The 12,331-nt window shown below is 64.2% G+C and carries 7 protein-coding genes; 4 read left to right on the forward strand and 3 right to left on the reverse strand.

Annotation, left to right across the window (positions count from 1 at the left end; translation table 11 throughout):
* Positions 1–40: 40 nt before the first annotated feature.
* The gene (locus tag ACE039_RS08800; protein WP_485822141.1) at positions 41–4,165 is read right to left on the reverse strand and encodes a CheR family methyltransferase; all 4,125 of its coding nucleotides are present in this window, start codon (positions 4,163–4,165) and stop codon (positions 41–43) included.
* On the opposite strand from ACE039_RS08800, the gene ACE039_RS08805 reads away from it, so the two are divergent.
* On the forward strand, positions 4,164–6,017 hold the full coding sequence (locus ACE039_RS08805; protein ID WP_485822142.1) for a PAS domain S-box protein: 1,854 nt from the start codon (positions 4,164–4,166) through the stop codon (positions 6,015–6,017). The genes ACE039_RS08800 and ACE039_RS08805 overlap by 2 nt on opposite strands.
* On the opposite strand, the gene ACE039_RS08810 is transcribed toward ACE039_RS08805, so the two are convergent.
* A complete protein-coding gene (locus ACE039_RS08810; RefSeq protein WP_448712768.1) occupies positions 6,004–7,122 on the reverse strand; it encodes a mechanosensitive ion channel family protein in 1,119 nt (372 codons plus the stop codon). The genes ACE039_RS08805 and ACE039_RS08810 overlap by 14 nt on opposite strands.
* A 143-nt stretch (positions 7,123–7,265) precedes the next feature.
* Between ACE039_RS08810 and ACE039_RS08815 the strand changes: the two genes are divergently transcribed.
* From ACE039_RS08815 to ACE039_RS08825, 3 genes are all read left to right on the forward strand, one after another.
* Entirely contained in the window at positions 7,266–9,167 is a 1,902-nt protein-coding gene (locus tag ACE039_RS08815; protein WP_485822143.1) for a hypothetical protein, read from the forward strand.
* Positions 9,168–9,343: 176 nt separating this feature from the next.
* Positions 9,344–9,862, forward strand: coding sequence for an NAD(P)H-dependent oxidoreductase (locus ACE039_RS08820; RefSeq protein WP_485822174.1), 519 nt, complete (start codon positions 9,344–9,346; stop codon positions 9,860–9,862).
* A 24-nt stretch (positions 9,863–9,886) separates the two neighbouring features.
* Complete coding sequence (locus ACE039_RS08825) at positions 9,887–10,519, forward strand: TetR/AcrR family transcriptional regulator (protein WP_485822144.1); 633 nt, start codon at positions 9,887–9,889, stop codon at positions 10,517–10,519.
* Here the strand turns inward: ACE039_RS08825 and ACE039_RS08830 are convergent.
* Complete coding sequence (locus tag ACE039_RS08830) at positions 10,510–12,330, reverse strand: glycoside hydrolase family 15 protein (protein WP_485822145.1); 1,821 nt, start codon at positions 12,328–12,330, stop codon at positions 10,510–10,512. The genes ACE039_RS08825 and ACE039_RS08830 overlap by 10 nt on opposite strands.
* Position 12,331: the final 1 nt, after the last annotated feature.

Here is a 12,331-nt window from a genome sequence, read left to right on the forward strand (position 1 = left end):
GGCGGCGCGGACGAGTGGTGTCAGCCGCCCGCCACGCGCGTCACGATGGCCTGCGCAAATGCCGAACGATGTCCAGCAGGTTCTCAAGGGCGACAGGCTTGCTGATGTGCGCGGAAAAGCCCGCTTCTATCGCCTTGTTCACGTCTTCCTTGGACCCGAACCCCGTCAGCGCAATGGCCGGGATATCGCTGTCGGGATATTTTTCGCGGATGGCCCGGATCAACTGATATCCGTCAATTCCCGGCATGCCGATATCGGACAGCAACAGATCGAAGGATGACTTGTCGAAGGCGTCAAGCGCCTGCTGGCCGCTGGAGACCGTCGTGACGCGGGCATCTTCCATTTCAAGCAACGTGCCCATGATCATGAGGATGTCTTCGGCATCGTCGACCATCAGCACCCGCAGCCCCTTCAAGGGGCTGTCCGGCTCCGACGACACTTGATCGGCCGGTTGCTCCGCGCCGGCCAGCGCCAACCGCACCGCAAACCGCGCGCCCTTGCCCAGGCCGTCCGAGTATGCCTTGATCGTGCCGCCATGCGCCTTGACGAGTTCGCTTGCGACGGCCAGGCCGATGCCCAACCCCGCATTGGCGAAAGCCCGCTGGCGCATGTCCGCCTGACTGAACATGTCGAACACGCGGTCCAGGAACGCCGCCTCGATGCCGCGGCCCGTATCGGTCACATCCAGCTGCAAGGACTCGTCTTCCACCGCCAGCGCCAACGTCACCGAGCCCCCTGGCGGCGTGAACTTGATGCTGTTGTTGAGCAGGTTCCAGATGACTTGCTCCACGCGCAACGGGTCGGCGTTCAGATGGATGGCGCGGTCGGGATCGAATTCGCTGCGCAACACCAGGCCGGCCGCGGTCGCCACCGGGTGCAGCACATCCAGGATATTCCGGGCGATGGCGGTGATGTCGACGATCGATCGGTTCAACGCCAGTTTGCCGGTGCGTACCCGCGACAGGTCGAGCAAATCGTCAATGATGCGCGCCTGGCCTTTCACGGCCCGCTGGATCAGGTCGGCGGCGCGGGCGGCCGCCGGCGAATCGCGGACCGAGCTCGTGCGCGCAAGCAGTTCCGCGTTCAACTGGATCAAGTTGAGCGGATGCTTCAGTTCGTGCGACATCATCGCGAAGAACTCGTCTTTCAGCACGCTATCGGCGCGCGCGCGATCCAGCCGGGATTCCTGCTCGACGTCGCGCAACTTCAAGTCGGTGACGTCGCGCACGATCTTGGCGTATCCCTGGTAGGCCGGGTCGTCCATCCGGTTGACCCCGCCCGTGCAATACACCAGGCTGCCGTCCCTGCGCCGATGCCAGCGGTCGTCCGCGGCATAGCCGATTTTCTTGGCGCGTTCCAGTTCCTTGCCCGGTTCCCCCGCGCCGATATCCGCCTCGGTGAAGATCAACGAAAAGGACTTCCCGATGGCTTCGGCGGCGGTGTACCCGAACAGCGTTTCCGCGCCGATATTCCAGTTGGTGATGATGCCTTCGCTGTCCAGCGTCAAGATTCCGAAGTCCCGTGCGCTTTCGGTCATCAGCTTCAAGTGCGCCTCGCCAAGCAGGACGCGATCTTCCGCCTTGCGCCGGCCCGTGATATCAATGAACGTCAGGACGGCGCCCTCGATGCGGTGCTCGGCGCTGCGATACGGCAGCAAGCGCGCCAGGAACCAGCGGTCGGTGCTGCTGTGCACCTCGCGCTCCACGGGCCGCAGCGATTCAAACACGCCGGCCGCGTCCTTGGCCAGGTCGGGGTAGTCCAGACGATGCGTGATGTCCAGCAGCGACCGGCCCGCGTCGCTGGCGATGACATTGAAAATATCGGAGGCGCGTGGTGTGAACCACTGGATGCGCATTTTCCGGTCGACGAACAGCGTCGCGATATCCGTCGACGCGATCAGGTTCTGCAGGTCGTCATTGATCTTGGCCGTCTCATCGACTTTCGTCTTGAGCTCGGCATTCACGGTAATCAGCTCTTCATTGACCGATTGCAGTTCTTCCTTGCCCGTTTCCAGCTCTTCGGTGGCCGAACGCAGTTCTTCGTTGATCGCCTGGAGTTCCTCGTTGGACGCTTTCAGCTCTTCCGTGGACGTCTCGGACTGCTCGATAGTCGCTTGCAGCTGATCCTTCGTGCGTTGCAGCTCGGCTTCCAGCTGCGTCAATACCGCCGTGGAGCCCTTTTCCTCTTGGCCATCATCCACGCTCATGACGTCTTCGACTTCGTCGAACAGCACCAGCATGTAGTCGCTGCTGGTTTCCTCATGGCGGAACGGCCGCACGACCATGTTGACGTAGGTCTGGCGGTCGCCCGCCTTCATCTGGACACGACGAGCCTCCACGCTTTTCTTCGAATGCAGCGCCTGGTACATGGCGGTGCGCAATTCCATCCGCAATTCCGGATACACCAGCATCGGCAGGCTGCGCGAAGGCTCGCCGCCCGCATGCCGAAGGAACCGGCCCGCCCGTTCCGACATGTGCACGACGTTGCTTTCCGCATCGACGATGACACTGGGCGGGGCATATAGCTCCAGCGCGCGTTGATGCACCTCGGCATAAGAGGTCATTTTCGAACGGTGGGCCGGGGCCGTCATCGCGACAGGCCGCACGCGCTCGAAGCCGCCTGCGGACAATTCCGGAACACTGCGGATGTGCGCCGGCGTCTCCTTGGCGACGTAGATGCGATTGCGCTTGTCCACCACCTGGAACAGCTGCGGACATGCGTCGGCTGATTCGGAACTGCCCAGGAAAAGATACCCGCCCGGCTTCAACGCAAAGTGGAACATCCTGAGAACGTCGCGTTGCACGTCGCGGTCCAGATAGATCAACAGGTTGCGGCAGCTGACCAGGTCCAGCCGGGAGAAAGGCGGGTCGCGCAGAATGTTGTGAACCGCAAACAGCACACGTTCCCGAATATCCTTCTTGATCCGGTATTCGTTGCCCTGCCGCGTGAAGTAGGCCTGCAACAGCTCATCCGCGACGTCGGCTTCGATCGCCAGCGGATAGACGGCGGTCCGACCGACCGAAAGAGCCGCTTCGTCGATGTCGGTGGCAAACAGCTGGAACTTCGCCGGCTGCTTCGCGGCCTCGGCGTGTTCGCTGATCAACATGGCCAGGGAGTAGGCCTCTTCACCGGTGGAACAACCGGCCACCCATGCCCGCAAGCCGCTGCCAGACGCGGTATCCACCTTGTCGAACAGCGTGGGAAGCACGGTTTTATCAAGGATGGCAAAAGACTCCTTGTCACGGAAGAATTGCGTAACGCCAATCAGCATGTCGGACAGCAAATTGGGCGTCTCGTCCGTTCGCTCTTGCAGCAGCTTCCAGTACTCCGTCAGGGTGGGCACCCCGGTGACCTGCATGCGGCGTTCAATGCGGCGCAAGACCGTGGCCCTTTTATAGTGGCGGAAATCGTGAGCCGTCCTGGCACGCAGCAGCGCCAGGATGTCTCGCAGCGCATTGTGGTCGGCCTGGCTGTCTTTAACGCCCTGCGGCGTATCCCCCGCCCCATCGGTTTCCGCCGCCTTCAGGTCCGGCAATTGGATGCTGAACATGTTGTCGGCAAGGTTTTCAAGCCTGCCGGGCATCTCCGATACGGGCAGGATGATGTCGACCATGCCCGTGGCGATTGCGCTGCGCGGCATGGCATCGTGCTCGGCGTCGTCCGGTTGTTGCGCGAACGTTACGCCGCCCTGCTCTTTTATCCGCGCCAGCCCCACCGACCCGTCCGCTCCGCCGCCGGTCAACACGATGCCAACCGCGCGCGTCGTGTGCACGTCGGCCAGCGTGCGGAAGAACTCGTCGATGGCGACATGCTTGCCCCGAGGCCGGGTGCCAGCGGTCAGGCGTAGATACCCGTCGCTCATCGACAGGACGGCGGCAGGCGGAATCACGTAGATATGGTTGCGTTCGATACGCACCGGCGCCGTCACCTGGGTCACCGGCAGCGGGGTGGCGGCCTGGAGGATCCGGTCCAGGATGCTCTCGTGGTTGGGCGATAAATGCACGATGACGACGAACGCCATGCCGGGGTCCGGGGACACGTTCGCGAAAAACCCCTTCAACGCGTCTATCCCGCCCGCGGAAGCCCCTAGCCCGACCACCGGAAAGTGCAGGTCGCTTGGTGCGTGGCCCGGTAACTGGTCGGGCCTTGAGGGGGAATCTGACATGGGGGTACCTGAGTCGGCAGGAGGCTTCGTTGACCTGAATGATACTGCCCGCGGATGCTGCCGCATCGCCCGCGAACAAGGTGCAGCAAAGGGGCAGCAAATTCCATTCCCACCTTGCGGTCAGGCCTCTGCAACGGGCTCGCCAAGGGCCGCCAGCGCCCCCCTTCCGCAATACCGTGACCCAATTTTGCGGAGCATAATAGAATGCTTCAGCGGCCCGGCGCAACGCCCGACTCCGCCTGATTGCCCAGTGATTCCACACGAGCGATGCCGCCAAGGGAAATTCATGCGCACACCGACACCCGCAGACACGGGCCTGGAACTGGCAGGGGAAAGCCGCTACCGGCTTCTTGTCGAGGCTGTGATGGATTACGCGATTTATCTTCTTGACCCCGGTGGGCACGTCAGCAGCTGGAATCCCGGCGCCGAACGCTTCAAGGGATACGCCTCCCACGAAATAATCGGCCGGCATTTCTCTATTTTCTATACCGAAGAAGACCGGCTTGCGGGCGTGCCCGAGCGGGCGCTGGAGACGGCGCGCCGCGAAGGCCGATTCGAGGCCGAGGGATGGCGCGTCCACAAAAGCGGGCGGCGATTCTGGTGCAGCGTCGTGATCGACGCGGTTCGCGACGATCAAGGCAATGTGCTGGGCTTTGCCAAGATCACCCGCGACATCACGGACAAAAAGAAGGTGTTGGAAGAGATCCAGGCAACGCGCGACGCCTTGCATCATGCGCAAAAACTCGAGGCGCTGGGGCGGCTGACCAGCGGCGTCGCGCATGACTTCAACAACTTCCTGGCCACGATCCGCTTCGCCGCGGAAATGCTGCGCAGGCCTTCGCTCAGCGATGACAAGCGGTTGCAGCTGGCCAACGTCGTCACCGCGACGGTGGAACGCGCCGGACACCTTACCGCGCAACTGCTGGCGTACTCCCGCAAGCAACCTCTCACGCCCGCGCGGTTCGACGTGCGGGCGTGTATTGAAGGCATGCGCGACATCTTCGCCGCGACGGTCGGTTCTGCCATCAAGATCGAATATGTCTTCCAGGACGCCCCCCTCTACATCTGCGCCGACTCGACCCAGCTGGAAACCGCATTGCTGAACATGGTCATCAATGCGCGCGACGCCATGCCGGCCGGGGGCCGACTATGCATCACAGCGCGACGGGAGACCCCCGGGGGCGAAGACGGGGCCGCGTCGGACCGGCCGAACACGCTGGCGCAGCCGTGCATTGCCATTGAACTTCGCGATTCCGGATGCGGCATGGAGCCCGACGTGCTGGCCCAGATCTTCGAGCCCTTTTTCACGACGAAACCCTTGGGTAAGGGCACTGGCCTGGGGCTGAGCCAGGTATTCGGATTTTCAAAGCAGTCCGGCGGAGACGTCAGGGTGGCAAGCGAAGTCGGCCGCGGTTCGACCTTCACCCTCAGCATTCCCGAAGACGTGTCAGCCGCGGACGGTCCGCCCCCCTTGGCGGCCGCATCCGATACCCAGCCCCGGCAGCAGAAAAGAATCATGCTTGTCGACGACGACACGCAAGTCGGCACGGTACTTCGCGCGTTGCTGGAAGACCTGGGACATCAGGTCTCGTTTTGCACGGATGCCTCGGCAGCGCTCCAGCGTCTGGGAGACGCACAAGGCGCCATGGACGTGGTGATCGCGGACGTGCAAATGGCGGGGCTGGACGGCATGGAGCTGGCAAAAAGGGTACGCACCAAATGGCCGCATATCAGGGTGGTGCTGACGACCGGGGCCGCCGGCCGGGCGGCCCGTAGCGACGCGCACGCGTTTCCGCTTTTGCCCAAACCGTGGTCCATGGAACTGCTTCTGGACATGCTCAGACAGGACTGAGCCCTCTTTCATCGCCGTCGCCTTCAGGCCGCGGCCCGCCGGCCCTGGCGCCCGCGCCGGCATCCATCACGTGGACCGTTCGCGCGGGCAGCGCCAAGTCAATCCCCGCCCGTTCCAGCTCGCGCATGATGCCCAGGTTGATGGCCTGCTGCGTGTCCATGTACCGGTTGTAATCGGCCGTCATGACGTAATACACGGCCTCATACTCCAAGGCGCTGTCCCCGAACCGGGCCAGATGGGCGCGATCGAATTTGGTGCCTTCCTGGGCGTTGATCTGCCCTTGCAGCATCGCCGGCACCTTTTCGGCTTGGTCGGCCCCCGTCTGATAGGTGATCCGCACCGAGAACACGATCCGCCGTTGTTGCATGCGTTTGTAATTTTGGATGGTCTGCTTGAGCAGTTCGGTGTTGGAACACACGATTTGCTCGCCGCCCAGGCTGCGGATCCGGGTGGTCTTCAGGCCGATGTGCTCGATGCTGCCGGCCACCTGTCCGAAAACGATGAAATCGCCGACCTCAAAGGGCTTGTCCAGCCCGATCGAGATCGAGGCAAACAGGTCGCTCAGGATCGTCTGCACGGCAAGCGCCACCGCGACCCCGCCGATGCCCAGGCTGGCGACCAGCGCGGTAATGTTGACGCCCAGATTGTCCAGCATGGACAGCAGCGCGATCACCCAGACCAGGCCCCGCAACAGCAACCCCAGCAACGTCACGGTCACCACGCTTGCCAGCCCCTTGGCGGCCGCCGTATGGCGCAGGGCCACTTCCACCGCGCGGTCCAGCCATAGCGCGCCTTGCAGCGCCAACAGCACGAACCACAAGTGCTGAATGGTGCTGCCGCTCCACGGCAACGGCGCGCCGCTGACCTCCACGCCAACCATCAGGCACAACATGGCCACGACGATCCAATTCGTCCGCTGGAGGACAAGGGAAATGGACGCCCCAAAACCATGCCCTCTGCGCGCCAAGGCATCCAACCGGGCGCGCACGACTTTCAGCGCCGTGACGATGATAAGGAACACGACGATGCTGATGGCCACCGCGATGCCCCATAGGGCAAGCGGGTGCCCGGCCAGCCAATCCGATTGGTTGATCCATGCGTTCACGGCAAATTCTCCTGTGCGGCGGAATGCGCTGCGCAGCAACTCCCATGCCATCCGCCCCCGATATCACGAAAAACAGCGGGCACGCGAATTGCTCTGACGGGCCACCCGATACTCGAGAACCCGCTGCCATGCATATCCGCCATTTGAGTGCTTCCCGATATCCCGGAACCTGCCTGACCGGCCGCGCGGCGCCGACGGACCGGCGCAGCCTGGACCCCGCGCGCGCCAAGCGGTTGAATCCCTTTTCCTACCGGTTGCCGGTCTGGCTGCGGGACAGCCTGGCGGCACGCCTGTCCATGGCACGGCAACAGCAGTGGGGCCGGCGCTTATGGGCCGGCGACGCGTCGTTGTGGACGGCCTCGGACGAAGGCCAATGGATGGGGTGGCTAAGGCCCGCCGCCAAGCCGCGGCAAACCGCCCGGCTGGCGCGCGCCTGCATGCGCCTGATTGAAAAAGGCATGACCGATGCGGTGATCCTGGGCATGGGCGGCGCCAGCCTGGGATCGGAAGTGCTGGGGGCCACGCAGACTGCCCGTCCGTCAGGAATGCGGCTGCACGTCCTGGACACGACGGACCCCGACCAGATCCGCCGCCTGGAATCGCAGTTGGACCTGGAGCGCTGCCTATTCGTCGTGGCCAGCAAATCCGGGTCCACCTTGGAATCCAGCATGCTGGCCACGTATTTTTTTTCGCGCCTGTCGGAGCGGCTCGGACGCGAAGCGGCGGGCGAACGGTTCATCGCCATCACGGACCCCCAGTCGGCGCTGCATCAAACCGCACTGCGGGACGGTTATGCCGGCGTTTTCCGCGGCGACCCGACCATAGGCGGCAGGTACTCCGTGCTGTCCTGCTTCGGGCTCGTGTCGCTGGCGTTGCAGGGCCACGCCCCGGCTTCGTTCCTGCGCGAGACCGCACCGATGGTCGGCGCCTGCTCGGCCCGTACCGACGTCGCGTTCAACCCGGGCCTGGTGCTGGGGGCTATCCTGGGCGAAGCCGCGCGCGCGGGCCGCGACAAAGTCACCCTGCTGACCTGCCCGCGCCTGAAGTCGTTCGGAGGCTGGCTTGAGCAGTTGCTGGCCGAATCCACCGGCAAGAACGGCCGCGGCATCGTGCCGGTCAACGACGAGCCCCTTGGCAGGCCGCAATCCTACGGCGCCGACCGGCTCTTCGTCTACATCCGGCAAACCGGTATGCCGTGCCCTGACCTGGACAGGCACGAAGAGGCGCTGGCCGCGCTTGGCCATCCCATCGTGCGCATGGATGTAAAAAGTGCGAAGACGCTGGGTCAGGAGTTTTTCCGGTGGGAAGTCGCCACCGCGGTGGCCAGCGCGGTCTTGCACGTCAATCCCTTCGACCAACCGGATGTGGAGGCAAGCAAATGCCGTGCGCGGGCCCTGGTCGAACAGCGTTCCCGCGCGGGCGGCTATTCCCCGCCGCAACCCGCCGCACAAGCCGGTGCCCTGACGTTCTACGGACACCAGGACGCGGACGTCTCGACGCCCAGCGAACGGCTCGCGGCCCATTTCGCGCGGCTTCGGCCCGACAGCTATGCCGCCATCCTGGCGTATCTGCCCAACGCCCCGCAGTACGCCGCCCATCTTGCCCGGTGGCGGCGCCAGGTGCGGGACGCCTGCCGTGTCGCCACCGTGGGCGGCTTCGGGCCCCGCTATCTGCATTCCTGCGGGCAACTCCATAAAGGCGGGCCGGACGGCGGCGTATTCCTGTTCATCACCGCTGATCATGATGACCTGCCGGTACCCAGATTCCCCCTAGGCTTCGGCGCGGTTCAAGAAGCGCAGGCCGTGGCGGACATGGAAGAACTGACGGCGCGCGGCAAGGCCTGCCTGCGCGTGCACCTGGGCCGTGACCATGAATCGGCATTGAAGCAGTTGGACCGCTTGATGGCGCAGGCCCTGCGCGCGGTGGGCCGCGATACCCGTCCAGCCCACCGGGCGCCCAAGTCCAGAGAAGACCCCACGCGAGCGCGCAAGGCCGTGCTGCGCGCCAATCCGGTCAGCCAGGAACGGGTTGCCGACGGCCCCTAGGCGGTACCGGCACGGCAAACACAGGAGGCCACTTCCACAACCTACTAAAAGTAGGCTACGATAAGTACATAGCAATCTTCGTATGGACGTCACAAGACATGCATGCACTTATCGTCGTTGCCCATCCCGACCCGGCTTCCCTTACCCATGCCATCGCCACTCAGGTCGCGTAGGGAATCACCGGCTCCGAACCCCGGCACTCATTCGAGATCGCCGACCTGGCCGCGGAAGCTTTCGATCCCAGATTCACCCAGGCCGACGTGGCGCTGCACCTGAGGAATGCGGCGCCGTCCCCGGATGTCGCCGCTGAACACGCCCGGATCGATCGCGCGGACGCACTGGTACTGGTCTACCCCGTGCACTGGTGGTCGTTCCCCGGCCTGCTGAAAGGATGGATCGATCGGGTATTCACGAATGGCTGGGCCTATGACGCCGGCCCGGACGGCAAGCTGCTCAAAAAGCTGCAGCGCCTTCAGGTGCATCTGATTGCCAGCGGCGGCGCCGATATGCGAACCTACGCGCGCCATGGCTACTTCGGCGCGATGAAAACGCAGATTGACCACGGGATATTCGGCTATTGTGGCGCTCGCGTCGCGACCTCGGAATTGCTGGTCGCCTCGGACGCCGGCTTCCCCGCGTCTCATCTTGATGCGGCGCACGCCATCGGCAAGCGGATTTTCCCCCTGCCGCAGTGATACGCCCCTTCAGGATAAAAAACGATGTCTGCTCCGTCCTCCCCCTCACCGCGCCGCCGCCTGCCAAAAGAAGCGCGGCTACGCCAGTTGCTGGACGTGTCCTGGAAGCTGATCCGCGATGAAGGCACCGACGCGTTGACGCTGGGTCGGCTGGCGGAAGAAGCCGGCATCTCCAAGCCCGTCGTGTACGACCACTTCGGCACGCGCAACGGGCTGCTGGCAGCGCTCTATCAAGACTTCGACGTTCGCCAGACGGCGATCATCGACGCCGCCGTCGAGGCCAGCAAACCTACATTGAAAGACAAGGCCGGCGTCATCGCCTCACGGTATATCGATTGCGTCATCACGCAAGGGCGAGAAATCCCCGGCGTGCTGGCGGCGCTGGACGGGTCGCCCGAAATTGCCGCCGTGAAAAGGCAGTATCAGCGGGTCTTCATCGAAAAATGCCATAAGATCTTTGCGCCTTTCGCCAGCCCGGGATCGGTGTCACCGGCCAGCTTGTGGGCGATGCTCGGCGCCGCCGATGCGCTGTCGAACGCGGCGGTGGCCGGTGAAATCACCGAAGCCCAGGCGCGGGAAGAACTGCGGCAGACCCTCTTGCACATGGTCAAGCGAAGCAAGGACGGGGCGGCGGCGTCCGGCAAGGCTCATTCCTGAGGCGCGTCGCGTGAAGAGCGCTGACGCGCCGTGCCGCCGGCGGCGCTCAGGTTGTAGGCCGTATTGACCAGGCCAATATGCGAAAAGCCCTGCGGGAAATTCCCCACCAGCCGCTTGCGCACCACGTCGTACTCTTCGGCCAGCAGGCCCAGGTCGTTGCGCAGCGACAGAATATGGTCGAACAACCGGCACGCATCGTCCAGCCGCCCCTGCATGATGTAGGCGTCAGCCAGCCAGAAGCTGCACGCAAGGAATACGCCTTCGTCGCCGGGCAAGCCATCGTCGCTGTGCTGGGTCGAATAGCGCAGCAATAGGCCGTCGCGCAGCAGTTCGCGCTCGATGGCCTGCACGGTGCCGGCCACGCGCGGGTCGTCCGCCGGCAGAAAGCCCACCTGCGGGATCAGCAGCAGGCTGGCATCCAGCGCCGTGCCGCCGTAGTACTGCACGAAGGTATTGCGCCCGGCGTCATAGCCGTGCGTGCAGATGTCCTGGCGGATCTCGTCGGCCAGCGCCCGCCAGCAATCCACCGGCCCCTCAAGCCCGAAGCGTTCACACGATTTCACGGTACGGTCCAGCGCCACCCAGCACATCAGCCGCGAATGCGTGAACGCGCGGCGCGGCCCCCGCATTTCCCAGATACCGTGGTCCGGCAGGCGCCACAGTTCTTCAAGCGGCTTCAGCAGCACTTTCTGCATGCGCCACGCTTCGGCCAGCGGCGCAAGATCCGCCACGCGCGCGGCGTGTAGCGTTTCGATCAGCTCGCCATAGACATCCAGCTGCATCTGGCCGGCAGCGGCGTTGCCCAGCCGCACGGGTGCACTCCCCTCGTAGCCCGGCAGCCAGGGAATGTCGTGTTCGGGCAACCAGCGCTGGCCCGCGATGCCGTACATGATCTGCAATTGGTTCGGGTGCCCCGCCGCCGCGCGCAACAGCCATTGGCGCCAGGCCTCGGCTTCCTCGCGGTAACCGGCATTCAGCAGCGCATACAGCGTCAGCGCGGAATCGCGCAGCCAGCAATGCCGGTAATCCCAGTTGCGGCTGCCGCCCAACTGTTCGGGCAACGATGTCGTCGGCGCCGCGACAATGCCTCCGGTGGGCTGAAAAGTCAGCAGTTTCAGCGTGATGAGCGAGCGCACGACGGCATCTCGCCGTTCACCCGGTCCGTTTTCCCAATGGCAGCGCTTGGCCCATTCATGCCACCACGCGATCGTGCGGTCCATGCTTTCCATGCGGTCCGGCACGAAATGCGGCGTCTTGTGCGAACGGTGATACGACAGGGTGAAGGGCACGGTTTCGCCTTGGCGCACGGTGAATTGCGCCACGCTTTTCATGTCGCGGCCGGCCAACGACACCGCCGTATGCAGTTCCACCGCATCGGGCCCGGCGATGGCGCTCAGCCCATAATCGCGCCGGCGCACCCAGGGCACCGCCTGCCCGTAATTGAAGCGCAACGTCAGCTCCATCTGCATGTCTACCTGGCCTGACTCGCCCTGCACGATACGCACCACGTCGACACGCTCTTCGTCGTCGCTCAAGGGCATGAAGTCATAAACACGCACCACGCCGCCAGGGGTTTCATGGCGCGTTTCCAACACGGCCGTGTCGGGCAGGTAGCGGCGCGTGGTGATGGCGTCGGGAGCGCCTGGCGTCAGCAGCCAGCGGCCATGGCTGTCATCGCCCAGCAATGCCGCGAAGCATGCCGGCGAATCGAAATGCGGCAGGCACAGCCAGTCGATGGAGCCGTCGCGCGCCACCAGCGCGGCCGACAACATGTTGCCGATCAAGCCGTAGTCTTCGATGGGCTTCGACATC

The organism is Achromobacter maghribensis, from assembly GCF_057334215.1.

Coding starts and splice junctions, on each gene's coding strand:
- ACE039_RS08805 (WP_485822142.1), top strand. CDS start 4,164: ATGGGGGTACCTGAGTCGGCAGGAGGCTTCGTTGACCTGAATGATACT.
- ACE039_RS08800 (WP_485822141.1), bottom strand. CDS start 4,165: ATGTCAGATTCCCCCTCAAGGCCCGACCAGTTACCGGGCCACGCACCA.
- ACE039_RS08825 (WP_485822144.1), top strand. CDS start 9,887: ATGTCTGCTCCGTCCTCCCCCTCACCGCGCCGCCGCCTGCCAAAAGAA.
- ACE039_RS08830 (WP_485822145.1), bottom strand. CDS start 12,330: ATGTCGAAGCCCATCGAAGACTACGGCTTGATCGGCAACATGTTGTCG.